23 protein-coding genes and 1 tRNA gene are annotated in these 25,214 nt (G+C 71.3%); 13 read left to right on the plus strand and 11 right to left on the minus strand.

Annotated features, from left to right (window positions below; translation table 11 throughout):
- Positions 1-978: an SMI1/KNR4 family protein gene (locus ACFYXM_RS08015; RefSeq protein WP_389287926.1), complete on the minus strand. Its 978-nt coding sequence runs from the start codon at positions 976-978 to the stop codon at positions 1-3.
- Positions 979-1,325: 347 nt separating this feature from the next.
- On the opposite strand from ACFYXM_RS08015, the gene ACFYXM_RS08020 reads away from it, so the two are divergent.
- Both ACFYXM_RS08020 and ACFYXM_RS08025 read left to right on the plus strand, forming a co-directional pair.
- On the plus strand, positions 1,326-1,862 hold the full coding sequence (locus ACFYXM_RS08020) for a YwqJ-related putative deaminase (RefSeq protein WP_073790042.1): 537 nt from the start codon (positions 1,326-1,328) through the stop codon (positions 1,860-1,862).
- 10 nt (positions 1,863-1,872) lie between these two features.
- Positions 1,873-2,406, plus strand: coding sequence for an SUKH-3 domain-containing protein (locus tag ACFYXM_RS08025; protein ID WP_389287928.1), 534 nt, complete (start codon positions 1,873-1,875; stop codon positions 2,404-2,406).
- 145 nt (positions 2,407-2,551) lie between these two features.
- Here the strand turns inward: ACFYXM_RS08025 and ACFYXM_RS08030 are convergent, their stop codons facing one another.
- Positions 2,552-3,880 (minus strand): histidine kinase, encoded by a 1,329-nt coding sequence (locus ACFYXM_RS08030; protein WP_389287930.1) that lies wholly within the window; start codon positions 3,878-3,880, stop codon positions 2,552-2,554.
- A 155-nt stretch (positions 3,881-4,035) separates the two neighbouring features.
- On the opposite strand from ACFYXM_RS08030, the gene ACFYXM_RS08035 reads away from it, so the two are divergent.
- From ACFYXM_RS08035 to ACFYXM_RS08065, 7 genes are all read left to right on the plus strand, one after another.
- Positions 4,036-4,920, plus strand: a complete 885-nt coding sequence (locus ACFYXM_RS08035; RefSeq protein ID WP_389287932.1) for a hypothetical protein — start codon at positions 4,036-4,038, stop codon at positions 4,918-4,920.
- A gap of 11 nt (positions 4,921-4,931) precedes the next feature.
- Positions 4,932-5,005 (plus strand) — tRNA-Gln (locus ACFYXM_RS08040).
- 137 nt (positions 5,006-5,142) lie between these two features.
- Positions 5,143-6,591: a bifunctional UDP-N-acetylglucosamine diphosphorylase/glucosamine-1-phosphate N-acetyltransferase GlmU gene (glmU, locus tag ACFYXM_RS08045; protein WP_389287933.1), complete on the plus strand. Its 1,449-nt coding sequence runs from the start codon at positions 5,143-5,145 to the stop codon at positions 6,589-6,591.
- Between the two features lie 118 nt (positions 6,592-6,709).
- Positions 6,710-7,684, plus strand: a complete 975-nt coding sequence (locus ACFYXM_RS08050) for a ribose-phosphate diphosphokinase (protein ID WP_389287935.1) — start codon at positions 6,710-6,712, stop codon at positions 7,682-7,684.
- A gap of 213 nt (positions 7,685-7,897) precedes the next feature.
- The gene (locus tag ACFYXM_RS08055; protein ID WP_389287937.1) at positions 7,898-8,476 is read left to right on the plus strand and encodes a 50S ribosomal protein L25/general stress protein Ctc; all 579 of its coding nucleotides are present in this window, start codon (positions 7,898-7,900) and stop codon (positions 8,474-8,476) included.
- Between the two features lie 162 nt (positions 8,477-8,638).
- A complete protein-coding gene (pth, locus tag ACFYXM_RS08060) occupies positions 8,639-9,232 on the plus strand; it encodes an aminoacyl-tRNA hydrolase (RefSeq protein ID WP_389287939.1) in 594 nt (197 codons plus the stop codon).
- Positions 9,233-9,338: 106 nt separating this feature from the next.
- On the plus strand, positions 9,339-9,809 hold the full coding sequence (locus ACFYXM_RS08065) for a hypothetical protein (protein ID WP_389287940.1): 471 nt from the start codon (positions 9,339-9,341) through the stop codon (positions 9,807-9,809).
- 85 nt (positions 9,810-9,894) lie between these two features.
- Here the strand turns inward: ACFYXM_RS08065 and ppc are convergent, their stop codons facing one another.
- Positions 9,895-12,624 carry a phosphoenolpyruvate carboxylase gene (gene ppc, locus ACFYXM_RS08070; RefSeq protein ID WP_389287942.1) on the minus strand — a complete coding sequence of 910 codons (2,730 nt, stop codon included), beginning with the start codon at positions 12,622-12,624 and terminating at the stop codon, positions 9,895-9,897.
- 339 nt (positions 12,625-12,963) lie between these two features.
- Between ppc and ACFYXM_RS08075 the strand changes: the two genes are divergently transcribed.
- The 3 genes from ACFYXM_RS08075 (at position 12,964) to ACFYXM_RS08085 (ending at position 15,453) form a co-directional block, all read left to right on the plus strand.
- Positions 12,964-13,965, plus strand: a complete 1,002-nt coding sequence (locus ACFYXM_RS08075) for an acyl-CoA desaturase (RefSeq protein WP_389287944.1) — start codon at positions 12,964-12,966, stop codon at positions 13,963-13,965.
- Positions 13,962-14,648 carry a TetR family transcriptional regulator gene (locus tag ACFYXM_RS08080; protein ID WP_389287946.1) on the plus strand — a complete coding sequence of 229 codons (687 nt, stop codon included), beginning with the start codon at positions 13,962-13,964 and terminating at the stop codon, positions 14,646-14,648. The genes ACFYXM_RS08075 and ACFYXM_RS08080 overlap by 4 nt, the downstream gene beginning before the upstream one ends.
- 202 nt (positions 14,649-14,850) lie before the next feature.
- The gene (locus ACFYXM_RS08085) at positions 14,851-15,453 is read left to right on the plus strand and encodes a Uma2 family endonuclease (protein ID WP_389288291.1); all 603 of its coding nucleotides are present in this window, start codon (positions 14,851-14,853) and stop codon (positions 15,451-15,453) included.
- A 19-nt stretch (positions 15,454-15,472) separates the two neighbouring features.
- Here ACFYXM_RS08085 and ACFYXM_RS08090 read toward each other — a convergent pair whose 3' ends face one another.
- Together ACFYXM_RS08090 and ACFYXM_RS08095 are read right to left on the minus strand one after the other, a co-directional pair.
- The gene (locus ACFYXM_RS08090; RefSeq protein WP_389287948.1) at positions 15,473-15,853 is read right to left on the minus strand and encodes a VOC family protein; all 381 of its coding nucleotides are present in this window, start codon (positions 15,851-15,853) and stop codon (positions 15,473-15,475) included.
- Positions 15,850-16,698, minus strand: a complete 849-nt coding sequence (locus tag ACFYXM_RS08095; RefSeq protein ID WP_389287950.1) for a trans-aconitate 2-methyltransferase — start codon at positions 16,696-16,698, stop codon at positions 15,850-15,852. Before ACFYXM_RS08095 ends, ACFYXM_RS08090 begins: the two co-directional genes overlap by 4 nt.
- A 103-nt stretch (positions 16,699-16,801) precedes the next feature.
- Here ACFYXM_RS08095 and ACFYXM_RS08100 point away from each other — a divergent pair, with 103 nt between their 5' ends.
- Entirely contained in the window at positions 16,802-17,299 is a 498-nt protein-coding gene (locus ACFYXM_RS08100) for a MarR family winged helix-turn-helix transcriptional regulator (RefSeq protein WP_389287952.1), read from the plus strand.
- On the opposite strand, the gene ACFYXM_RS08105 is transcribed toward ACFYXM_RS08100, so the two are convergent.
- From ACFYXM_RS08105 to ACFYXM_RS08130, 6 genes are all read right to left on the minus strand, one after another.
- Complete coding sequence (locus ACFYXM_RS08105; RefSeq protein WP_389287954.1) at positions 17,258-18,100, minus strand: LuxR C-terminal-related transcriptional regulator; 843 nt, start codon at positions 18,098-18,100, stop codon at positions 17,258-17,260. The two genes, ACFYXM_RS08100 and ACFYXM_RS08105, sit on opposite strands and share 42 nt — an antisense overlap.
- A gap of 386 nt (positions 18,101-18,486) precedes the next feature.
- Positions 18,487-19,725 carry a galactokinase gene (gene galK, locus ACFYXM_RS08110; protein ID WP_389287956.1) on the minus strand — a complete coding sequence of 413 codons (1,239 nt, stop codon included), beginning with the start codon at positions 19,723-19,725 and terminating at the stop codon, positions 18,487-18,489.
- The gene (gene galE / locus ACFYXM_RS08115) at positions 19,722-20,702 is read right to left on the minus strand and encodes a UDP-glucose 4-epimerase GalE (protein ID WP_389287958.1); all 981 of its coding nucleotides are present in this window, start codon (positions 20,700-20,702) and stop codon (positions 19,722-19,724) included. Before galE ends, galK begins: the two co-directional genes overlap by 4 nt.
- Positions 20,699-21,742 carry a galactose-1-phosphate uridylyltransferase gene (gene galT, locus ACFYXM_RS08120; protein ID WP_389287960.1) on the minus strand — a complete coding sequence of 348 codons (1,044 nt, stop codon included), beginning with the start codon at positions 21,740-21,742 and terminating at the stop codon, positions 20,699-20,701. The genes galE and galT overlap by 4 nt, the downstream gene beginning before the upstream one ends.
- Positions 21,743-22,136: 394 nt before the next feature.
- A complete protein-coding gene (locus tag ACFYXM_RS08125) occupies positions 22,137-22,832 on the minus strand; it encodes a LuxR C-terminal-related transcriptional regulator (RefSeq protein ID WP_389287962.1) in 696 nt (231 codons plus the stop codon).
- A gap of 292 nt (positions 22,833-23,124) precedes the next feature.
- The gene (locus ACFYXM_RS08130; RefSeq protein WP_389287964.1) at positions 23,125-25,083 is read right to left on the minus strand and encodes a PQQ-binding-like beta-propeller repeat protein; all 1,959 of its coding nucleotides are present in this window, start codon (positions 25,081-25,083) and stop codon (positions 23,125-23,127) included.
- Positions 25,084-25,214: the final 131 nt, after the last annotated feature.

Consider the following 25,214-nt stretch of genomic DNA (forward strand, 5'->3'; position numbering starts at 1 on the left):
TCATCCCTCCACCGGGACGGCCCGCGCGAAGCCACCGTCCACCATCAGGTTCGCCACGGTCTCCAGCTCCGGCGGATTGCCCGCCAGACGCTCCAGGAACGCATCGAAGTCGTCACCGCACGGCAGCAGCAGCCGGTCCACCCGCTCCTGCACGGTCCAGCCGTCCCGGTCCCGCGCGTCGTCGTACGCGCAGAACCACACCGAACCGATACCGGAACCTTTCACCTTCACCGCGAGCAGACCGCCCTGGACGAAGGCGACCCCCAGGAAATCCTTGGTCAGATGGTCGCGCAGACACTTGTTCACGTACACCAGATCGTTCACGGCGGCCTCCTCGCGCACCGTGAAGAACGGCTGATCGACCAGGAGCCCCAGCTGCGCGTCGAGCGCCGCGCCGGCCGGCGCCGAACCACCCGCCGCCTTGAGGAACGAACGGTACGCACCCGGCAGCCGGTAGCCCAGGTCCTCCTCGACCCCCTGCACCTGCTGCTCGGTCACCGCCACGGCGCCCTTCGGCAGACCGAAGTGCGCGGGCCGGGTCTCCTGCAACGGCCGGGTGCCCCGCTTGTCCTGGTCGACCTCCGTCGCCGCGAGCCCCGCGTGATGCCTCAGCAGCGCCTTGACCTCGACCGGGATCAGCTCCATGCGCCGACCGCCGGGAACGTGGTGCCACGTCCAGCCGTGCGGCGTCGCGACCGCCGGAATCGTGTCCCACAGCTCGTGGCCGCTCGCCGCCAGCGCCGCGTTGGCCGAGACATAGTCCGTCAACCGCAGCTCGTCCACACCGAACCCCTGCGGGGGCTCGGCGACCTCCGCGGCGGCACGCGCGTACGGCGAGAAGTCCGGACTCCCGTCCGTGCCTATCCGCACACCTGCGGGATGCCGCGCCGCACGGACCGGATCCGGGAAGTGCACGAGCTGCCCGGCATAGGCCGCGTTCGGCGGCGCGACCTGCTGCCCGGGCCGACCTGTCGTCATGGCGTTGCCCCCTGCTGCGTCTGGCTGGTGAGGACCGGCCTGCCCGAGGGGGACGGTCCGCGCACAGCCTATGCGGTGCCGCAAGCCCCGGAACCGCCACTGGGGCCTGTTCCGAGCTCGCCCTCCCGACCGCCCTCCGCACCGTCACGAACCGTCACGACCGCACGAGGGACGAGCGACGACGCCCCGCCCTCCGGGAGCCGCCGCACCACCCCCCAGGGCGACACAAACCGCCGTAACCCCGCCCCAGCTTCCCCACCAGCCCGGACATTTGGCAGGCTGTCACCGCAACTCGGGGGCGTGCACATCACGCGGCCACCGCCGCGGGCACGGGAGGGAAAAGCACCATGCACACCGCACGAACAGTCACACCCACCGGCACACCCGGGGATCCACGTCTCAGCTGGAGCAGTACCCGCACCGCTCACGCACCCCGGCTGCACCAGCGCCGCGACGGCATACTCCCCGCAGTGGCCGCGGCCCTGTCCGTACGCGGCGAGACACTCACCTGCACCGCGGGCAAGGGCGACCAGCCCCCCGTGCTCCACCCTCTCGTGCAGGACTTCCTCGACACCCTCACCAGCGGCCAGCGCGAACGGTTCACCGGCCGCTGCCCCGAGGCCATGCTGCTGTCCCGGCACCTCGCCGCGGCCGAAACCGCCCGCTCCAAGCGCGCCCGGCGCAAGCCCCTGACCAACGGCGAGGCCCGCCGCGCCCTCAAGCACTCCCGCCTCACCGCACGGCACATCCGCGAGGACGGCGACCCCCTGCACGGCAGCTACGCCCCGCCGTGCCGCTCCTGCACGGCGATGCTCGCCCACTTCGGAGTACGTCCCGTCGACCTCGCGACGGACGGGGCGGCGACCACCGCCGAGAAGGGCTGACCACGCGCCGATGCACGACCGAACCGACCTGCCCGGCCAGACGGCCCCCGCGCACCCCGACCGCCACGCCCCGGCCCGCTTCCCCGCCCCCGTCGACACCGCCCTGCGCTCCGCGGGCTGGCAGCCCGGCCGCTGGGACATCCGCCGGGCCGAGGAATGGGCCGACGCCCTGCGCGCCCACCGCTCACCCGCCGGCCACCAGCACGCCGTCTTCCCGGCGGCCGTGGAGGCATGGGCGGAGTTCGGCGGACTCCGCATCAAGGCCACCGCACCCGGCCGCCAGATCGCACCCGCGCCGGTACGCATCGACCCGATGAGCGGCCTGCACCTCGCCCGCACCCTCGGCGACCTCGGCCGGGCCCTGGAGACCGAGATCAGCCCCCTGGGCGAGGAGGGCGAAGGACAGGCGATCCTCGCGATCGACGCCGAGGGCCGCGTCTACAGCATCGACCACACCGGCGACTGGTACCTCGGCCCGGACATCGACCAGGCCCTGACCAGCCTCGTCACGGGCATCCAGCCGGAACGCCTCACCGCGGGCTGACCCCGACCCCGGCTCCGGCGGCAGCGGTCCGCCGTCCGGCGCCCGCAGCCCGGCGACCTCGCATCGGCCGAGCCCATTCCCCGGACGCGGCGGCAGAGCACCCGAAAACGCTCCGATCGGGCCGTCGGCCCCGGCAACGGCTCGATCAGGCCGACGCGGCCCCCTGGTCCGGCAGCACCGCCGACACCCGGAAACCCCCCGCGTCCGTCGGGCCCGAGACGAACACACCCCCGAGCCCCAGCACGCGCTCCCGCATGCCGACGAGCCCGTTGCCCCCGCTCGGCAGCCCGGCATCCGCCGTCGCGGCGTCCGACGGACCGTTCTCCACCTGCATCGCGACCTCCGAGCCGCGGTGCGCCAGCCTTACCCACGTCCTCGCGCCCGCCGCGTGCTTGTGCACGTTCGTCAGCGCCTCCTGCACCACCCGGTACGCGGTCTGCTCGACCTCCGGCGCGTACGGGCGGACCTCGCCGTCCACCGAAAGCTCCACCGTCATACCGGCCGCCCGGGACTCCCCGACCAGCTTCTCCACCTCGGCCAGCCGGGGACCGTCCTCCACCGCCGCCGCCTCGGCCGCCGCGGCCGCCGCCCGGCCGACCGAGGCCAGCGGCACCTGCGCCCGCGCGGACCCGGGCACCACCGACTCCCCCGCCCGCAGCACCCCGAGCATCTCCCGCAGCTCCGTGAGCGCCTGCCGCCCCATGTCACCGACCAGCGCCGCGTTCCGTACCGCCTTCGCCGGGTCCTTCAGCGCCACGGCCTGGAGCGCGGCGGCATGCACCACCATCAGGCTCACCCGGTGGGCCACCACGTCGTGCATCTCACGGGCGATCCGGTGACGCTCCTCCGTCCGCGCCCACTCGGCCCGCTCCTCGGCCCGGTCGGCGAGCAGCGAGAGCTCCTGCTCCAGCGAGTCCGCCCGCTCCCGCAGGCTCTCCATCAGCCGCCGCCGGGCCCCTATGTACAGGCCGAACAGCACGGGCGGCGCGGTGAGCCCCAACGACATGAAGAGGGAGATCAGCGGGATGTATCCGTCGGCCGGCCCGAAGTCGGCCTGATCGGCGACGCTCTGCCGCATCCGTACGTACGTGACGATGAACGATCCCGCGAAGGACATCCCCGCGAGCACGACCGTGATCCTGCGCGGCACCTCGGAGGCGGCCAGCGTGTAGAGGCCGACCAGCCCCATCAGGAAGCCCATGTCGGCGGGGGTCGCCGCGATCGCCACCAGCACCACGGCGATCGGCCAACGCCGCCGCACCACCAGCACGGCCCCCGCGACCAGCCCGAACCCCACGCCGACCGGCACCGGCAGGGCGGCGTCACGGGCGAAGTCCACCCCTTCCCACCCGCACTCCAGCGCCGACAGGAGCGCGAGCCCCACGTCCAGTGCGACACTCCGCCGCCGTCCCCACCACGCATAGCCGCGGGCAGTCGCACCCACGGCTTCCCGGTGTTCCCCCGTTGCGGTCATGCCGTCCAGACTACGGGCGCACGCATCTCATTTACGGGCGACCTGGACAGCCCGCGCGTCCCTCGAACGAAGACGGAACAGTCACTTATCGCCTGAAATAGCGAATCGAGCAGGCTTTCGTGCCGGACGTCCGCATTCCGGACGACGCTCGGCGCATGACGGAAATCACGAGGGCAAACACGAGCAAGTACGCCGACTTCGAAGGTCTGCGCGCCCAGGCCGTCGCCCTCCGCCGCCAGGGTCTGAGCCGCCGCCAGATCCGCGACCAGCTCTGCGTGGACAACAACGACATCCTGAACCGCCTCCTGGAGGGCGAGCCCGCCCCGGAGTGGACCAAGCGCCCGAACGCCAAGGACGACCTGCGCGAAAAGGCCCGCGAGCTGCGGCTGCGGGGCATGACATACGACCAGATCCAGGTGGAGCTGGGCTGCTCGAAGAGCTCGATCTCACTGTGGGTACGGGACCTGCCGAAGCCGGAGCGGAAGCGGACGCGGGAAGAGGCGTCGGCCATCGCCAGGCACGGTTGGGAAGCGACCCTCAAGCGGCGCGAGGCGGAACGGCAACGAACCAAACAGGCAGCGGCGGCGGAGGTCGGGGCACTGAGCCCACGCGAACTCTTCCTGCTCGGCGTGGGGCTCTACTGGGCAGAGGGTTCCAAGTCCAAGCCACACCGTCCGGAGGAGCGGGTCACCTTCGTCAACAGTGACCCCCACATGATCGAAGTGTTCCTCGCCTGGCTTCGCCTGCTGGGCGTGCGGCCGGCCGACCTCCGGTTCCACGTGCACATCCACGAGACGGCCGATGCCCTGGCGGCGGAGCAGTACTGGCGGGCCCCGACGGCCGCCGATGCCTCGGCGTTCGGTAAAACATCCGTCAAGAAGCACTCCCCCAGGACCAACCGGAAGAACACGGGTCCGGCCTACCGGGGCTGCCTGGTCGTGCGAGTTCTGAAAAGCGCCGACCTGTACCGTCGCATTGAGGGTTGGTGGTACGGCATAGTAGGAGCTGCCTCGATGTCCGATCATGAAATTCGGACATAGTTGACGAACTATCCCGGGTCGTCTAATGGCAGGACAAATGGTTTTGGTCCATTGAATGAGGGTTCGATTCCTTCCCCGGGAGCCACGGTGTGGGCCCCGACCATCAGGTCGGGGCCCACACACATGTCCGCGCACAGACCCCCCACCCGTCCACCCACCGACCCCCCACAGGCCCCCCGGTATCCTTCGGATGTCCACCACCCGAAGCCGAAGGGCATTTCCGTGAGCTCCGAACGCCCGGCAGCCGTCGTCGTCCTCGCAGCGGGTGAGGGCACCCGCATGAAGTCGAAGACACCCAAGGTCCTGCACGAGATCGCCGGGCGTTCGCTCGTCGGACACGTCGTCGCCGCCGCCCGCGAACTGGACCCGGCCCACCTCATCGTGGTCGTCGGCCACGAGAGCGAGCGGGTCACCGCACACCTCACCGCCGTCGACGACCGACTGCGCACCGCCCACCAGGCCGAGCAGCGGGGCACCGGCAACGCCGTGCGCGTCGGGCTCGACGAGCTCGGCGGGACCGTCGAGGGCACCGTGATCGTCGTCTGCGGCGACACGCCGCTGCTGTCCGGCGAGACGCTCGCCGCGCTCTCGGCCACGCACACGGCCGACGCCAACGCCGTCACCGTGCTGACCGCCGAGGTCCCCGACTCCACCGGTTACGGGCGCATCGTCCGCGACCCGGCCACCGGCGCGGTCACCGAGATCGTCGAGCACAAGGACGCGAGCGAGGCCCAGCGGGCGATCCGGGAAATCAACTCCGGAGTCTTCGCGTTCGACGGCCGGCTGCTCGCGGACGCGCTCGGCAAGGTCCGCACGGACAACAGCCAGGGCGAGGAGTACCTCACCGACGTGCTGTCCATCCTGCGCGAGGCCGGTCACCGGGTCGGCGCCTGCGTCGCCGGCGACCACCGCGAGATCCTCGGCATCAACAACCGGGGGCAGCTGGCCGAGGCCCGGCGGCTGCTGAACCAGCGGCTGCTGGAGCGGGCGATGACGGCCGGTGTGACCGTCGTCGACCCCGCGTCCACGCTGATCGACGTCACCGTCACGTACGAGCGGGACGTGATCGTGCACCCGGGCACCCAGCTGCTCGGCACCACGCACCTCGCCGAGGACGCCGAGGTCGGGCCGAACTCCCGGCTCAAGGACACCCGCGTGGGCACGGGCGCGCGCGTGGACAACACGGTCTGTGACGGCGCCGAGGTCGGCGAGAGCGCGACCGTGGGCCCGTACGCCTACCTGCGGCCGGGCACCCGGCTCGGGACGCGGTCCAAGGCCGGCACGTACGTGGAGATGAAGAACGCGACGATCGGCGAGGGCACCAAGGTCCCGCACCTGAGCTATGTCGGTGACGCGACGATCGGCGACCACACCAACATCGGTGCCGCCAGCGTCTTCGTGAACTACGACGGGGTGGCCAAGCACCACACCACGATCGGCTCCCACTGCCGTACCGGTTCGGACAATATGTTTGTGGCTCCCGTCACGGTGGGGGACGGCGTCTACACCGCAGCCGGCTCGGTCATCACCAAGGACGTACCGCCCGGTTCGCTGGCCGTCGCCCGTGGCCAGCAAAGGAATATCGAGGGTTGGGTGGCCCGCAAGCGTCCGGGGAGCGCCGCCGCGCAGGCGGCTCAGGCTGCCGCCTCGGAGCACGACAGCGAAAGCTGACCGGAAACAGGTACGCCGTGCACGGCGTACCGTGATAGGTGCTCACCCCATTTCGGCTGGCTCGTCGCACATTGGGACGCGTGCGCGGCGCCAGGAACATGTCTGAGGAGACTGTGCTGTGACCGGGATCAAGACGACCGGCGAGAAGAAACTGATGCTCTTCTCCGGCCGCGCCCACCCCGAGCTGGCCGAGGAGGTCGCGCACCAACTGGGTGTCGGTCTCGTGCCGACGAAGGCATTCGATTTCGCCAACGGCGAGATCTACGTCCGCTTCCAGGAGTCCGCACGCGGCGCCGACTGCTTCCTGATCCAGAGCCACACCGCTCCGATCAACAAGTGGATCATGGAGCAGCTGATCATGCTGGACGCGCTGAAGCGCGCGTCGGCCCGGTCCATCACGGTGATCGTGCCGTTCTACGGTTACGCCCGGCAGGACAAGAAGCACCGCGGTCGTGAGCCGATCTCGGCGCGCCTGGTGGCCGATCTGATGAAGACGGCGGGTGCGGACCGGATCCTCACGGTGGATCTGCACACGGACCAGATCCAGGGCTTCTTCGACGGTCCGGTGGACCACCTGTTCGCGCTGCCGATCCTGGCGGACTACGTCGGGGCGAAGGTGGACCGTACGAAGCTGACGGTGGTCTCGCCGGACGCGGGCCGGGTGCGGGTCGCGGACCGCTGGTGCGACCGGCTGGACGCACCGCTCGCCATCGTGCACAAGCGCCGTGACAAGGACGTCGCCAACCAGGTGACGGTCCACGAGGTGGTCGGCAATGTCAAGGGCCGGGTCTGTGTCCTGGTGGACGACATGATCGACACCGGTGGCACGATCTGCGCCGCCGCCGACGCGCTCTTCGCGCACGGTGCCGAGGACGTGATAGTGACCGCGACGCACGGGGTGCTGTCGGGTCCGGCCGCGGACCGGCTGAAGAACTCGAAGGTCAGCGAGTTCGTCTTCACGGACACGCTGCCGACGCCGGGCGAGCTGGAGATGGACAAGATCACGGTGCTGTCGATCGCGCCGACGATCGCGCGCGCGGTGCGCGAGGTGTTCGAGGACGGTTCGGTCACCAGCCTCTTCGAGGAGCAGTAACCACCGTCCGGCATACGGTAACCACCGGTCGGCATACGGTCCGGAAGATCCATTTTGGGGTGCGGCCTCCGCGCCGGGTAGACTCAGCGAGTTGCTCGGCGAGGGAGGCCGTACTCATGTGTACGGCGGTCCGTTATCGACGCGCTCTTCGTAGCAGGCCTGTCGTGGGCCGGGTGACCGTACGTTTTCCGTCACCTCACGAGGAGTGCAGTCATGGCTGAGGTCAAGCTCGCCGCCCAGGTTCGTTCCGAGTTCGGCAAGGGTGCCGCCCGTCGCGCCCGCCGCGAGGGCCTGGTTCCCGGTGTCGTCTACGGCCACGGTGCCGAGCCGGTCCACGTCGCGCTGCCGGGCCACGCCCTGATGATGGCGCTCAAGACGGCCAACGTCCTGATCGGTCTGGACATCGAGGGCAAGAGCACCCTGGTCATCCCGAAGGCCGTGCAGCGCGACCCGCTGAAGGGCTTCCTGGAGCACGTCGACCTGCTGACGGTCAAGCGCGGCGAGAAGGTCGACGTCGAGGTCGCGGTGCACGTCGAGGGCGACCTGGCTCCGGGCAGCAACCTGCTGGAGTACGTGATGAACACCCTGCGCATCCAGGCCGAGGCCACCCACATCCCCGAGTCCGTCACGGTCTCGGTCCAGGGTCTGGACGCCGGTGCGTCGGTGTTCGCCAAGGACATCGCGCTGCCCGAGGGCTCCGCGCTGGTGGACGACCCGGAGGCCATCGTGCTCCAGGTCGTCGCCGCGAAGGCCGCGGAGCCGGCCGCCGAGGAAGAGGGCGCCGAGGCCTGACAGGCCTGAGCCTCGTCCGCGAGCTTCGCCGACCTTCACTGACGGGGCGGCGGTTCCCGTGTCCGGGACCCGCCGCCCCGTTTCCCTGTTGAGATCCTGTCGATCGGGCCGTCCGGGGCTTCCGGGGCCCGGGGCCGTCCCATGCGAGGAGACCGAGCGCAGATGTCCGACGCCACCGCCCCCTGGCTCATCGTGGGCCTGGGCAATCCCGGTCCCGAATACGCGGCGAACCGGCACAACGTGGGTTTCATGGTCGTCGACCTGCTCGCCGAGCGGATCGGCGGGAAGTTCAAGCGGGCGCAGAAGGCGCAGGCGCAGGTGGTCGAGGGTCGCATGGGTCCGCCGGGGCCGTCGAGCCGGCGGGTGGTGCTGGCGAAGCCGATGTCGTACATGAATCTGTCCGGTGGCCCGGTCTCGGCGCTGTGCGACTTCTACAAGGTGCCGGTGGACCGTGTCGTGGCGGTTCACGACGAGCTGGACATCGACTACGGGACGCTGCGGCTGAAGCTGGGGGGCGGTGACAACGGGCACAACGGGCTGAAGTCGATGACGAAGTCGATGGGCGCGGGTTATCACCGGGTGCGGTTCGGGATCGGACGGCCGCCGGGGCGGATGCAGGTCGCGGACTTCGTGCTGAAGGACTTCTCGTCGGCGGAGCGCAAGGAGCTGGCGTATTTCGTGGACCGGGCGGCGGACGCGGTGGAGTGCCTGCTGGAGGAGGGGCTGGAACGGGCGCAGAGCGCGTACAACTCCTGACGGTCCCGGCCGCGGCAGTGCACAACTGCTGACATTCCTGAAGGTAAGCCGTGTTTTTCGGGCGCGAGTTGACCGGGCGTGCCGCTCTGACCAAGGATCGCTGCCCATGAAGCGGAGCTCCTCCCACCGCGCCTTGGTCCATGCCCGTACCGCCGCCATGGGCTGTGTCGTTCTGTTGCTGCTCGTCGCGGGGGTGCGGTCCTCGTGGGATTCGGCGCACCACATCGTTCTGGGCAAGGGCCGTGAGCACGGGGCGATGACGGTGACGGGCTGTGGTGCGGATGTGTGCACGGGGCCGTTCACGCCGTCGGGGCAGGCGGTCGCGCGGTCCCGGGTGACGGTCGAGAAGTCGGTCGGGGCGCGGCGTGGTGATCGTTTCCCGGTGGTGGTGCGGCCGGGTACGGATGATGTGGTGCGTGCGGGGATGGCGGGTTTTCTGCACGCGTGGGTGCCGTTGGGGGGTGCGCTGGTGCTGGCCGCGTTGGTGATCGGGGGCGGTATGCGGCTGTCCCGGATCGCGTGGGGTACGGGGGTCGCGGGGGCGGTTCTGCTGGTGGCGGTGTTCTTCGCGTTGTAGTTCCATGCCGCGATGTCGAAGGCGTGGCGCGCGGTCACGTTGCCGTGGCGGAACCGCCCCCGTGGGCCGGGGTGCGGGGTGTGGGTCAGCCGGTGTTGCGCAGGCCGGCGGCGACTCCGTTGACGGTGAGGAGCAGGGCGCGGGCGAGCAGCGGGTCGGGGTTCTCGCCGCGTGCGGCCGCTTCGCGCTGGCGGGCCAGGAGGGAGACCTGGAGGTAGGAGATGGGGTCGAGGTAGGCGTCGCGGATGGCGAAGGTCTGCTGGAGGACCGGGCTGGTGCCGAGGAGTTCGGTGGCGCCGGTGACCTTGAGGACCTCCTGGACGGTGAGGGCGTGTTCGGCCTCGATGGCGGTGAAGACGTGCTTGAGCTCGTCGGGGACGAGGGTGTCGACGTAGTGGCGGGCGATGCGCAGGTCGGTCTTGGCGAGGGTCATCTCGACGTTGGAGATGAAGTTGCGGAAGAAGTGCCAGTTCTCGTGCATCTCGTCGAGGACGGTGTCGAGTCCGGCTTCGCGCAGGGCCTTGAGGCCGGAGCCGACGCCGTACCAGCCGGGGACGATCTGGCGGGACTGGGTCCAGCCGAAGACCCAGGGGATGGCGCGGAGTCCGTCGAGTCCGGCGCCCGAGTCGGGGCGTCGGGAGGGGCGTGAGCCGAGGTGGAGTTCGGCGAGCTGGTCGACGGGGGTGGAGGCGAAGAAGTAGGCGGGGAGGTCGGAGTCCTCGACGAGCCTGCGGTAGGCGTCGTGGGCGGCGTCGGAGACGGTGTCCATGGCCGCGTCCCAGCGGGCGAGGGCTTCGTCGGACTGGCGGGGCGCGGTGTGCAGGGCGGATGCCTGCAGGGTGGCGGCGACCGTCAGTTCGAGGTTCTCGCGGGCGAGGGCCGGGATGAGGTACTTGTCGGAGATGACCTCGCCCTGTTCGGTGACCTTGATCTCGCCTTCGAGGGTGCCCCAGGGCTGGGCGAGGATCGCGTCGTGGGAGGGGCCGCCGCCGCGGCCGACGGTGCCGCCGCGGCCGTGGAAGAGGCGCAGGCGTACGCCGTAGCGGTGGGCGACGTCGCGCAGCCGGCGCTGGGCGCGGTGGATCTCCCACTGGGAGGTGGTGATGCCGCCGAACTTGGAGGAGTCGGAGTAGCCGAGCATGACCTCCTGGACGTCGCCGCGGAGGGAGACGAGGCGCCGGTAGGAGGGGTCGGCGAGCATGTCGTCGAGGATGACGTCGGCGGCGCGGAGTTCGTCGGTGGTCTCCAGGAGGGGGACGATGCCGATCCTGGCCCAGCCGGCGTGGAGGTCGACGAGGCCGGCCTCGCGGGCGAGGACGGCGGCGGCGAAGACGTCGTCGGCGCCCTGGCACATCGAGATGATGTAGGACTCGATGACTTCGGGGCCGAAGCGTTCGAAGGCTTCCTTGATGGTGTGGAAGACGCCGAGGGTCTTCTGTCCGGCCGCGTCGAGCGGTGCGGGGGTGGGGGCGAGGGGGCGACGGGAGCGGAGTTCCTTGGCGAGGAGCTTCTGCCGGTAGTCGCGGGGCATGTCGGCGTAGCGCCAGGATTCCTCGCCGAGCCGGTCGAAGAGCTGACCGAGGGCGTGGTGGTGGGCGTCGGCGTGTTCGCGGACGTCCATGGTGGCGAGCTGGAGGCCGAAGGCGGCGAGGGTGCGGATGGTGCGGTCCATGCGGCCGTCGGCGAAGAGGCCGCCGCGGTGTTCGCGCAGGGAGGTCTGGATGAGTTCGAGGTCGGCGAGGAGGTCGGCGGTGCCGAGGTAGTCGCAGCCGGGGCGGTGGGGTGTGCCGCCGGCGAGGCGTTCGCGGGTGTTGACGAGCTTCTGGCGGATGCAGGTGGCCTTGAGCCGGTAGGGCTCCTCGGCGTTGAGTCGCTTGTAGCGGGGGCTGATCTCGGGGAGGCGTTCGAGGTCGGCCTGGAGGGAGGTGAGGAGTTCGTCGGTGGCGCCGGTGTAGCGGATGGAGTTGGAGAGCTGGGCGCGCAGGTGGTCGACGAGTTCGAGGGCGTCGGTGATGCCGTGCTCGTGCTGGAGGATCAGGACTTCACGGGTGACGTCGGGGGTGACGTTGGGGTTGCCGTCGCGGTCGCCGCCGATCCAGGTACCGAAGGTGAGGGGGCGGGTGCCGGCGGGGAGTTCGACGCCGACGCGTCCGAGTTCGGCGGCGAGGTCCTCCAGTACGTCGCCGACGGCGCCCATGTGCAGTTCGTCGAGGTAGTAGATGGCGTTGCGGGCCTCGTCGGCGGGCTCGGGGCGGACGACGCGGAGTTCGTCGGTCTGCCAGATGAGGTCGATGTTCTCGGCGAGGCGGAGGTCCTGGCGGCGCCGGTCGGCGTCGATGACGGGGGTTTCGAGGAGTTCGGCGATGCGGCGGAGCTTGTTGAGGACGGAGCGTCGGGCGGCCTCGGTGGGGTGGGCGGTGAAGACGGGCCGCACGTTGAGGTTCTTGACGGTCTCGCGCAGGTGCTGCGGGTCGGCGTCCTTGAGGCGGTCGGCGGTGCGGGCGAGGACTCCGCCCTCGGCGGCGCGCCGGTCGCGCATCTCGCGGGCGCGGTGGACCTGTTCGGTGACGTTGGCGAGGTGGAAATAGGTGGAGAAGGCGCGGACGAGGCGCGCGGCGGTCTCCAGGTCGGTGTCGCCGAGGAGTTCGGCGGCGGCCTCTCCGTCGGTGCGGGTCAGGGCGCGTACTCGCTCGACGAGGTCGAGGAGTTCCTGGCCCTCCTGGCGTACGAGGGTCTCGCCCAGCAGGTCGCCGAGGCGGCGGATGTCGGCGCGCAGCTCGGGGCTGGCGGCGTGGGTCTGGTCGGCACTGCTCACAGTGTGCGGCTCCTTGCAGTGAATGAGGAGGTGCGTCGCGTTGCGACTCCCGCACGAGGGTGGTGGCGGGAGTCGCGCGGGCACGGGGTCTCCGGGGCCGCGGCCGGCAGCGGTGCTGAGGCCACCCCGGAAAGCAGAGTGCGGACCGCGCTGTCCGACTCCACCAGGATAGGTGTCCATGTCGTCGGCATGGCTGGCGGCCCGTTCGGGTTTTCCTCACCCGGACGGTCGTCGCGCTCTCGTACGGCGGGTCTCCGCGCTGCCATACTTACGTAACCGTAGGTTACGGAACCGTAGCCAGGACTGTCCGTCGCACTCCTCATCCCCGGGGGACTCCCCATGAACACCAGCCCCGCTGTGATCGACGACGCCGAGCCGTCGTCGGCCGATGATCAAGCCCTTCCGTCCGCCACGCTGGGCGGGGACAGCAAACGGTCGATCGAGCAGATCACGCTTCTGCTGTTCATCGTGGTGCCGTTCCTGGCGCTGGTGGCGGCGGTGCCACTGGCCTGGGGCCGGGGGGTGAGCTGGCTGGATCTGGGTCTGCTGGTGGTGATGTATTTCATCGGCTGCCACGGCATCACGATCGGTTTCCACCGTTATTTCACGCATGGTTCGTTCAAGGCGAGGCGTCCGTTGCGCATCGCGCTGGCGGTGGCGGGTTCGCTGGCGGTGGAGGGGCCGCTGGTGAGGTGGGTGGCGGATCACCGCAGGCATCACCGTTTCTCGGACGCGGAGGGCGATCCGCATTCGCCGTGGCGGTACGGCGAGACGCTGCCGGCCCTGCTGAAGGGGCTGTGGTGGGCGCACATCGGCTGGATGTTCGACGAGGAGCAGACACCGCAGCAGCGGTACGCCCCCGATCTGCTCAAGGATCCGGCGCTCCGCGGGATCTCCCGCCACTTCGTGACGCTCACGGGCGTTTCGCTGGCGGTTCCGCCGCTGGTGGGGGGCCTGGTGACGATGTCGTGGTGGGGCGCGGCGACCGCCTTCTTCTGGGGGTCGCTCGTGCGGGTGGCCCTGCTGCACCATGTCACGTGGTCGATCAACTCCATCTGTCACGCGGTCGGCAAGCGCCCGTTCAGGTCCCGTGACCGGTCGGGGAACGTGTGGTGGCTGGCGGTGCTGTCGTGCGGCGAGTCGTGGCACAACCTGCACCACGCGGATCCGACGTGCGCGCGGCACGGTGTGGAGCGGGGGCAGATCGATTCGAGTGCCCGGCTGATCCGCTGGTTCGAGAAGCTGGGGTGGGCGTCGGACGTGCGCTGGCCGGACGCGTCCCGGATCGCGTCCCGGCGTATCGAGTCCCGCCGCGCCCCCGCGTGCGGCGACGCGGCATGATTGACGGTGTGGCGACCGACTCCAGCACCAGCAGCGAGAACATCCGTCCTGCCTCGACCCGGCGGGCCCGCCGGGTCAGGATGACCGGCAAGGAACGCCGCGAGCAACTGTTGGACATCGGTCGCACCCTGTTCGCCGACAAGGGTTTCGAGGGCACTTCCGTGGAGGAGATCGCGGCTCGTGCGGGTGTCTCGAAGCCGGTGGTGTACGAGCACTTCGGCGGCAAGGAGGGGCTGTACGCGGTGGTGGTCGACCGCGAGATGCGCCGCCTCCTCGACATGGTGACGGGCGCGCTGACGGCGGGGCACCCGCGTGAGCTGCTGGAGCAGGCGGCGTTCGCGCTGCTCGACTACATCGAGACGTACACGGACGGTTTCCGCATCCTGGTCCGTGACTCCCCCGTCGCCCAGTCGACGGGCACGTTCGCGTCCCTGATCAGTGACATCGCCACTCAGGTGGAGGACATCCTGGGCCTGGAGTTCAAGGCCCGCGGCTTCGATCCGAAGCTGGCCCCGCTGTACGCGCAGGCGCTGGTCGGCATGGTGGCGCTGACCGGACAGTGGTGGGTCAACGCCCGCAGGCCGAAGAAGGCGGAGGTCGCGGCCCATCTGGTGAACCTGGCCTGGCACGGGCTGGAGAACCTGGAGTCGAAGCCTCGGCTGGTAGGGCACCGCAAGAGCTGACCCCGGGCACGGCCGCCGGGGCCTGCCGCAGGGCGTGGCCGCCGAGTCCGGTTGCCGGGCGTGGTCATCGGGTGTGGTCGCCCGGCGCGAGGCGCCCGTCCGTCAGCCGCGGCGCACCGGTCTCACCCGTTGTGCTGACGCAACGGCGAACCGGCCCGTACCGTGGTTCGCAGGGCCAAGAATCCCGTCCATGGGAGGAACCATGACCGCCGAGTCGTTCACCGGGCACAGCAGCCGCTGGCCGGTGCCGCCCCAGGACGGATACACGGTGGACGACCTGTTCACCTTGCCCGATCTCCCGCCGCACACCGAGTTGGTCGACGGGAGCCTGGTTTTCGTGAGTCCGCAGCGGGATTTCCACAGCACGATGATCGACCTGCTGATGCACGGACTGCGGACCGACGCACCGCCCACGATGAAGGTCCGTCGCGAGATGACGGTGGTCCTCGACGCCCGTAACGCCCCCGAGCCGGATGTCTCCGTCGTCCGCAAGGACGCTCTCACGGGCCTTGAGCAGACCCGTTTCCAGGCCGCCGACGTCCTGCTCGCCGTCGAGGTGGTCTCGCCCGACTCCGAGGCGCGCGACCGTGACGCCAAGCCGCAGAAGTACGCGGCGGCCGGTATTCCGAACTTCTGGCTGGTCGACATGGCGGGCACCGACCACCACCCGGTGGTGCGGGTCTACGAGCTGGATCCGGTGTCCAAGGCGTACGCGCTGACGGGGATCCACCACGACCGGCTGAAGACGGGTGTGCCGTTCCCCATCGACATCGACATCACGCTGGAGGCGTTGCGGGAGCTGTGACGCTCCCGCCGCCTCCCGTTCATCGCCCGGCGGGTGCCGTCGGCTCCAGGAACTCCAGCCGGTTGCCCACCGGGTCGTGGCTGAAGAAGCGCCGGTGGCCGGGCAGCTCGTCGTCCCAGCTCACCTCCGCGCCGGACGCCTTCAGCCGGGCCGCGTACGCCTCGATGTCCGTGACGCGGAGGCCGGGGTGGGCCTTCCTCGCCGGGCGGAAGTCCTGTTCGCCTTCGACGCCGATGTGGAGCTGGACCGGGCCCGCCTGGAACCAGCAGCCGCCGCGGGCGGCGAGGGCCGGGGGCTTGGGGATCTCGGTCATGCCGAGGGCGTCCGCGTAGTACGCGCGCAGTGTGTCCTCGGATCCTGCGGGGGCGGCCAGCTGGACATGGTCGAGGGCGGCGATCATCTCTTCTCCTCGGGGGTTGCGGGGCGGCGGTCGGTCCGGGTCCTGTCCCGGGGCTCTTTGTGGGCCACGGCGAAGACGCGGCGGAACCGGAGGACCGTGCCGTGCGGGCCCGCCGGATAGGCGGTGCGCAGCAGGTCGCGGTAGGCGGTGAGGAACTCCTCGCGGGCCTCGGGGTCGTCGGCGAGGGCGGTGAGGACGGGGCGCAGGCCGGTGCCTTTCACCCAGTCGAGCACCGGGTCCTCGCCGGGCAGCAGGTGCAGGTAGGTGGTCTCCCAGACGTCGGCCGTGACGCCGGGGACGGTCAGGGCGTCGAGGTAGGCGGCGGGGGTGAGCACCGCGTCGGTGTGGCGCAGTACGCCGCCGAGGCGGTCGCGCCAGCGCGGGGAGCCGGCGAGTTCCCGCATCAGGACGTGGGTGGGCTGGTCGAAGTTGCCGGGGACCTGGAGGGCGAGCGTGCCGCCGGGGGTGAGGGCGTCCAGCCAGACGGGGAAGCGGGCGGCGTGGCCGGGGACCCACTGGAGCAGTGCGTTGGAGACGATCAGGTCGTACGGCTCGGCGGGGGTCCAGGTCGCGGCGTCGGCCTCGGTGAAGTCCAGGAGGGGTCCGGCGTGGGTCCGGGCCCGTTCCAGCATCTGCGGGGAGTTGTCGTAGCCGGTGATGCGGGCCCGGGGCCAGCGGTCGGCAAGGAGGACGGTGACGTTCCCGGCGCCGCAGCCGAGGTCGGCGACGCGGGGTGCGGGGGCGGCCGGCGGGTCGGGAACGCGGGCCAGGAGGTCGTGGAAGGGGCGGGTGCGGTGATCGGCGTGGCGCAGGTACTGCTGCGGATCCCAGACGGGTGCGGTCATGGGGCCAGCATCACGCGAGATTTAACTCGATGTCAAGATACTTGATCCCAAGACACTTGAGTTCAAGAGACTTCATGTCGACAGATCCTCTACACTGATCGGCATGGAGGACGAGGTCGACCGACTGGTCGCTGCATGGCGCCGCGAGCGCCCCGACCTCGACGTGGAACCGCTTGAGGTACTGAGCCGCGTCTCCCGACTGGCCCGCCATCTCGACCGGGCCCGCCGCATCGCTTTCTCCGAGCACGGTCTGGAGCCGTGGGAGTTCGACGTGCTGACGTCGCTGCGCCGCGCGGGCGCCCCCTATCAGCTCTCCCCCGGCCAGTTGCTGACGCAGACCCTGGTCACCTCGGGCACGATGACCAACCGCATCGACCGGCTGGCCAAGAAGAACCTCGTGGAACGGCTGCCGGACCCGAACGACCGCCGGGGCGTGCTGGTCCGGCTCACCGCCGACGGGCGCGACAAGGCGGATCAGTCGCTGGCCGGGCTGCTCGCCCAGGAACGCGCCATCCTCGCCAGGCTCTCCACTCGCGAGCGCGCCGAACTGGCTGGGCTGCTACGCCAGTTGACCGCCCCGTTCGACAACGTTCCCGGATAGGACGTTCCCGGACAGGGCGTTCCCGGTGCGGGCGGGGTCGGCCGGTTCCAGGTCGACCGGGCCGATGCCCGCCCGTCGGGCCAGCGCGACCGCGGCGAGGGTGGAGTGCACGCCCAGCTTCCCCAGGACGTTCTGCATGTGGGTGCGCACCGTGTGCGGCGAGAGGAAGAGTCGCTCCGCGACCGCCTTGCGGCCCAGTCCCGCCACCATGCAGCGCAGCACCTCGCGCTCGCGGGGGGTGAGCGACTCGACGAGCCGCTCGCTCTCGGTGCGGTGTCTGCGGGCCGCGGTCAGTTCCCGCAGGACGCCGGTGAGCAGGGCCGGGGGCAGGTGCGTCTCGTCGCGCAGCACCCCTCGTAAGACCGTGAGCAGCCGCTGCAGCGAGCAGTCCTTGGCGACCCAGCCGGAGGCCCCGGCCTGGAGCGCCAGGGCGGCCCGGTGCGGGTCGTCCTTCTCGGCGAGCACCACCGTGCGCACCGACGGCCGGGCGGAGTGGACGCCCGCGACCAGCGAGATCCCGTCCACCGGCGCGGTCTCCCCGCCGCGCGGCGCCGGTACGGGCGCGGGTGCGCGGCGCCCGCCCACCGCTGCCAGGGCGCCCAGTTCGGCGTCGATCAGCATCACGTCGTAGCCGCGCCCCTCGGCGGCCGCCCGTTCCAGGCAGCGCAGTGCCGCCGGGCCGCTGCCCGCCGCCGACACCTCCACGTCGGGCTCGGCCGCCAGCGCGGCCGCCAGCGATTCGGCGAAAATACGGTGGTCGTCCACCACGAGAACCCGGATACGGGCCACAGGCACCCCCATGCTGCCGCTGTTGCCGGGCCACCCCCGGCCCGCCGAAGGAACGCAACGACGCGGGTACGGCTGCCCGGACCGGGGAGTTGGACCGCAGTCCCACGGCCGCCGCCGTGTTGTCGACTGCCACCCGCCCCGGGCGCCGTACCCGACTGTCTCGTACCCCTGAATCGGCACCGGCCCCCACCGGTGCTGTGCATCAGAGTACGGCGGGGCGGCCGGCACCGAGGGCGATTCCCAGAACTGACCGGCACCGGTCGGTCGGTGGCCGATGCCGGTCGGTCCGTGGGCGGTGCCGGTTCCTCCGTGGGCGGTTCGTGGCCCGTACGCGGACGGGGGGGTGGGCTCAGAGCCTGTCGGGTGGCCTCCGGACCGGGCGGCCACCCGACAGGCTCTCAGGCAAGGCGGCGGGCGCCCGCGGAGGGCACCGCCGGGAAGATTCCCGGCTCCGTGTGTCCCGCCGCGGCGAACGCCGCCGTCACGGACTCGGCGACCGTGTCCGCCGACGCCTCGTCCACCAGGACGATCGCCGAGCCGCCGAAGCCGCCGCCGGTCATCCGCGCGCCATGGGCCCCGGCCGCGCCCGCCGCCGACACCACCAGGTCCAGCTCCGGGCAGGAGACCCGCAGATCGTCGCGGAGCGAGGCATGCCCCGCGTCGAGGACCGGGCCCGTCGCGCGCACGTCGCCCGCGTCGAGCAGCGCGATGACCTGCTCCACACGGTGGTTGTCGCTCACCACATGGCGTACGCAGCGCACCACCGACTCGTCCATGCCCGCCCCGGCCAGGGTCTCCAGGGCCGCCCCGAGCTCCTCGTACGGCAGCTCGCGCAGGGTGCGCAGGCCGAGCGCGGCGGCCCCCGCCTCGCAGGCGGCCCGCCGCTCGGCGTACGCGCCGTCGCCCAGCGCGTGCTTGACCCGGGTGTCCACGACCAGCAGCCGCAGCCCGTACGCGGCCAGGTCGAAGGGGACCTGGCGCTGGGTGAGGTCGCGGGTGTCGAGGTACAGGGCGTGACCGTCGGTGCAGCAGGCGGAGGCCATCTGGTCCATGATCCCGCACGGCACGCCGACGAAGTCGTTCTCGGCACGCTGCCCGAGGACCGCCAGCTCGGGTGCGGAGAGCCCGAGCCCGAAGAGGTCGTTCAGGGCGAACGCGGTGACGACCTCCAGGGCGGCGGAGGAGGAGAGACCGGCGCCGGTGGGCACGGTGGAGGTGAGGTGGATGTCCGCCCCGGTGACCGGGTGGCCGGCCTCGCGCAGTGCCCAGACGACTCCGGCCGGGTACGCGGCCCAGCCGTGCCCCTGGTGCGGGGCCAGTTCGTCGACCCGGAGGCTCACGACCCCGTCCGGCACGTCGGCCGAATGGAGCCGCAGTTCGCCGTCGGTGCGGCGGGCGACCGCGGCGCGCGCGGTGTGCGGCAGGGCGAGCGGCATGACGAAGCCGTCGTTGAAGTCGGTGTACTCGCCGATCAGGTTGACCCGGCCGGGCGCCGCCCAGATCCCCTCGGGGGCGCGCCCGTACAGCTCGGTGAAGGCCGCGGCCGGGTCGGCGTTCTCCGCGGGCGCGGGCGCGGGGGCGGTGCCTGTGGTGGCGGCCGGCTCGTCGGGCGCGGTCAGGGGGTACTGCGCGGTCATGGTGCGGTGGGTTCCTCTCGGCGGGCGAACGTCCAGGCGTCGGCGACGATCCCGGCCAGGTCGGCACGCGACGGCGTCCAGCCGAGCCGTTCCCTGGCAGTGGTGGCGGAGGCGACCAGCACGGCGGGGTCGCCGGCCCGGCGCGGACCCGCGGTCTCGGGCACGGGGTGGCCGGTGACCTCGCGGACGGTCTCGATGACCTCGCGCACGGAGAAGCCGTTGCCGTTGCCGAGGTTGCAGATCAGGTGCTCGCCCGGGGTGGCCGCGTCCAGGGCCAGCAGGTGGGCCTCGGCGAGGTCGGCGACGTGGATGTAGTCGCGGACGCAGGTGCCGTCGGGGGTCGGATAGTCGTCGCCGTACACGGCGATGGACTCCCGCTGCCCGAGGGCGACTTGGAGGACGAGCGGGATGAGGTGCGTCTCGGGGCTGTGCCGCTCGCCGCAACCGCCGTACGCCCCCGCCACGTTGAAGTAGCGCAGGGAGACCGCCGCCAGTCCGTGCGCGGCCGCCTCGCCGCTGATCATGTGGTCGACGGCGAGCTTGGTGGCGCCGTAGGGGTTGGCGGGGGCGGTGGCGTCGGACTCGGTGACGGGGGTGGTGGCCGGTTCGCCGTAGGTCGCGGCCGTGGAGGAGAAGACCAGGGCCCGCACCCCGGCGTCCCGCATCGCGGCAAGCAGCGCGACGGAACCGCCGACGTTGTTCACCCAGTACTTCTCCGGGTTGGTGACGGACTCGCCGACCTGCGAGAAGGCGGCGAAGTGCAACACCCCGTCGTAGGAGGGATCCAGCCACTTCGCGGCGTCCTGGATCCGGCCCTCGATGAACTCGGCCCCCTCCGGGACGCCCTCCCGGAACCCGGTGGACAGGTCGTCGAGAACGGTGACCGCGTGACCGGCCTCCAGCAGATGCTGGGCGACCACGCTGCCGACATATCCCGCACCGCCCGTGACCAGGTACTTCTTCTGGGGCTTGCTCACTCGCTCGCTACCTCTCGCAGTCGCTGGGCCGCGGCCTCCGGCGGCACATCGTTGATGAACACGTTCATGCCGGATTCGGAACCCGCGAGGAACTTCAGCTTGCCGGAGGTACGTCGGATGGTGAAAAGCTCCAGATGCAGCCCGAAGTCCTCCCTGCCGGGTGCCTCGAACGGGGCCTGGTGCCAGGCCGAGATGTACGGGGTCGGCGGCTCGCCGGGGCCGAAGATCCGGTCGAACCGTCGCAGGAGTTCCAGATAGATCCGCGGGAACTCGGCACGCGCGGCGTCGTCCAGCTCCCGCAGGTCGGGGACACGGCGACGGGGGTAGAGGTGCACCTCGTACGGCCAGTGGGCCGCGTACGGCACGAAGGCGATCCAGTGCTCGCCGGGGATGACGACCCGCGAGCCGTCGGCCTCCTCGCGGTCCACCACGTCGTCGAAGAGGTTGCGGCCGGTCGCGGCGCGGTGGGTGGCCGCCGAGCGGAGCATCAGCTCGGTGCGGGGGGTGACGAACGGATACCCGTAGATCTGCCCGTGCGGATGGCCGAGCGTGACACCGATCTCGGCGCCCCGGTTCTCGAAGCAGAACACCTGCCGGACCTGGGGAAGCCGGGCGAGCTCGGCGGTGCGATCGGTCCAGGCCGCCAGGACCAGGGCGGCCTGCTCCTCGGTGAGGTCGGCGAACGACGCGTCGTGGTCGGAGGTGAAGCAGACGACCTCGCAGCGGCCGGAGTCACCGGCGAGCGAGGGGAAGCGGTTCTCGAAGACGGCGACCTCGTAGTCCGCCTCGGGGATCTCGCTGCGTCGGCCGTCCCGCGAGGGGCAGAGCGGGCACTCGTCGGCCGGCGGGTGGTAGATGCGGCCCTGCCGGTGCGAGGCGATGGCGACGCCGTCGCCGAGGAGCGGGTCCCGGCGGATCTCGGACGAGGTCGACACGGCGCCGAGGGGCCGCTGATCGACGGCGTCGCGCACGACGTCGTCGCGGCTGTCGTAGTAGAGCAGCTCCCGGCCGTCGGCGAGCGTCGTAACCGTCTTCTTCACCAGACTCCTCCAAACACAATCAAACATAATGAATCACAAGTCAACATCGGCGTCAACGGCGGCATCGGAGGCGCGGCGCGGGGCTCGGCCCTCGGGACGGGAACGAGAACGGGGAGGAGAGGACCGGCAGCGGGGCCGGGGACGAGGCCCGGGATCAGGCCCGGGATCAGGCCCGGGATCAGGCCCGGGTTCGAGGCGGGGTTCGGGGCCGGGGACGGTCCCGAGGACGGGAAGAGGCCGACAGCGGGCCCGAGTCCGGGAACGGCTGTGGGCCGAGCCCAGGAACGGCCGCGGGCCCGGACCGGGAACGACCGCGGGGGCTGGACCTGGCACGAGCCCGGGTGCGGGCCCGGGAGCGGGCCCGGGAGCGGGCCCGGGAGCGGGCCCGGGAGCGTCAGTCGGTTTCCGGCCGTCCCTGCCTCGGGACCGTAGCGGCCCGGTCCAGCAGCCCCGTGCGGGCCGCGAGCGCCGCGGCCTCCAGCCGGGAGCCGACGCCCAGCTTCATCAGCACCCGCTGCACATGCGTGCGCGCGGTGCTGGACGCGATGCGCATCCCCTCCGCGATCAGCCGGGTGTCCTCGCCCTCGGCGACCCGTACCAGCACCTCGACCTCTCGCGGGGTGAGCATCCGCAGCAGCCGCTGCCCCTCGTCGTCCGTCGCGACGGCCGGGTCGAGCAGCTCGGCGAAGGCGCTCTGCAGCAATTGCGGCGCCACCGCGGCCTCCCCGGCGCGCGCTTTGGTCATCGCGCGCTCGACGCCCTCCATGCGCTCGTCGTGACGGACGTATCCCGCGGCGCCCGCCGCGAACGCCGCCGCGATCCCGCGCGGGCTGGGCACCGGGCCGAGCACCACCACGGCCACCTGCGGGCGTTCCCGCCGGATGCGTACGACCGGGTCGAAGACCCCGGGTTCGGCGGGTGCCACGGTGCCGAACAGGCAGACCTCGGGCACCCGGCCGATCACCAGTTCCGCCGCCCCCGCGGCCGGCGCGACCGCCGCGAGCACCCGGTGGCCCCTCAGTTTCAACGCCGAGGCGAGCGCCTCGGCGAGCAGTCTTTGATCGTCGATCACCATGAGCCGCACGCCCATCGAGCACACCCCCGTAGCACTGGCGCCAGACCCCCCGGCCCACCATGACCCGGCAAGGTACACGCTCGTCCGGCACCGCGGACGCCTTATCGGCCAAAGGACGCGGATGACCGATCCCGTTCACCCAAAGGCAAGTTGACGCCTCGTCATGCACAATGGGCGCTGCTACAATCGCCCACCGCCGAGGCCGGGCGGCGGCAGTGGCGATGACATTCGGTGGCGCGGGCCCCGGAACGCGTACGGGGGTGGTGTCCGACGGACGGACACCACCCCCGCGACCCGCGCCCGGCGGCTACTTCCGGCTGAAACCGACGAACAGGCGCCGGTCCGTGTCCAGGGAGCCGTGCGGCTTGCTCACGAGAGTGCCGGACAGGTACAGGTGCCCGTCCTCGTAGAGCATCTCGGAGTAGTCCGGCGTGAAGCTGCTCTCCACGTCACGGATGGCCTTGTCGCTCGGGTTCTCCATCAGCAGCGTCTGCTTGAACGTTCCGCCGTCGATGGAGACGATCTGGCCGCCCTTGTCGTACGGGGGCAGCTTGTACGCGATGATGTTGCCGCCGTCCATGCGGAGCGGGAACATCGTGTACCGGTCGCCCGCGTCGGCCCGGTCGCCGGTCGGCTTGCCGGTGGTGAGGTCGAACGAGACGATCTCGTTGGTGTCGCCGTACTCGCCGGTGCCCTCGTGGTCCTCGGTCGGCAGATAGATGCGGTTGTTGCCGACGGCCACCCTGCCGCAGGACTCGACCTCGGTGGAGCCGCAGCGCGCGGCGTACTTGTCGCCGTCGGCCGCGATCCTGGTGAGCAGCTTGCCGGTGGAGGCGTCGATCGAGAAGAAGTCCGAGATGCCGCTGCCGTCCCCGGCGGTGTCGCCGACATCGGCCGCGACGACCAGCGGCTTGGTGGAGACGATGCTCGCGTAGTCGACGCCGGGCGGCATCTTGAACGAGGAGATCGGGGCGCCGGTGGTCGGGTTCAGCGCCTGGACGACGAGCTGCGGGTCGTCGTACTTGCCGCAGCTGCGGACCACCGCGAGCGCCTCGCCGCCGCCGTACCCGCGGTCGAAGCAGCCGTCGGCGCTCGCCTTCGGCTTCCAGCGCTCGGCGCCGGTGTTCAGGTCGAAGGCGGCGCCGCCCTCCAGGCCGCCCGCGGCGGCCGTGGTGCCGCTGACCGTGACCTCCTCGAACCTGACCGCAGCGTCACCGCTGGTCTCGGCGGTCACCGACTTGCTCCACATGAGCTTGCCGGTCTTCAGGTCGAGCCCGCCTATCTGGTTGCACGGCGGGTACTTCTTGGCCTTGGTCGGTCTGCCCTCCTCGAAGACGACGGCCGTCTTGTAGTCCGCGGACATGTGCCGGGAGGCGGCGCAGAGCTGGCCCGCCAGCGGGATGGACCACAGCTTGGTGCCCTTGACCCGGTCGTAGCCGACGATCTCGTTCAGACCGGTCTTCACGTACGCCTTGTCGGTCAGCCAGGAGCCGTCGAGCTTGGTGACGTCGGTGACCTTGGGCATCGGCGCCTGGAAGGCGACCTCGGCCTTGGGATCCGCCGGCGCCTTCTCCTTGCCGCCGCCTCCGAGGGTGCCGCCCGTGCCGTCCTCCTTGCCGCCGGTGCCGCCGCTGGACCGGGACGCCTGGCCCTTCTTGTCGTCGTCACCACCGCTGGAGCCGTACCAGATACCGGCGACGACGATCAGCACGACGGCGACCGACGCGGCGACGATGATCTGCATCTGGGTGCTGAACTTCTTGCGCCCGCCCCCGTCGCCGTTCTGCTGCGGCGGGTGCTGCATGGGAGTGGCCGGGTAGCCGTAGCCCTGCTGCGGGGGCCGGCCGGGCGGGAAACCGTAGCCCTGCTGCGGAGGCTGGCCGGGCGGCAGCCCCTGCGGGTAGCCGTAACCGGGCTGCGGCGCGCCGCCCTGCGGGTAGCCGTATCCCGGCTGGGTCGGCAGGCCGGCCGGGTAGCCGTAACCGGGACCCGGCTGCTGCTGCGGGCTCTGCGGGGCACCGAAACCGCCCTGCGGGGGATCCTGCGGCGCGCCGAACCCACCGCCCTGCGGCCCGCCCGCGGGCGGAACGGCGTCGGCAGGCGGCGGCGTCGGGGCGCCGAAACCACCCTGCGGCAGATCCTGGGGGGCACCGAAACCACCCTGCGGCGGATCCTGCGGGGCGCCGAAACCACCCTGCGGCGGATCCTGCGGGGCGCCGGCTGCGCCCTGGGGCGGTTCGTTGGGCGGCTGGGGCGGCTGCGTCATGGCGTACGTACCTCGGGGGGGAAGGGAGTCGTTGGGGTCAGGGCCGACGGGGACGGACGCTCCGGTCGCCGCGTCGGCCGGTCGTGATCGGCGAGGGCTTCCGGAGCGTCGGAGGTCCGCCCCGAAAGCCC

The organism is Streptomyces sp. NPDC002476 (genome assembly GCF_042889785.1).
In the GTDB taxonomy this organism is placed as follows: Bacteria; Actinomycetota; Actinomycetes; order Streptomycetales; family Streptomycetaceae; genus Streptomyces.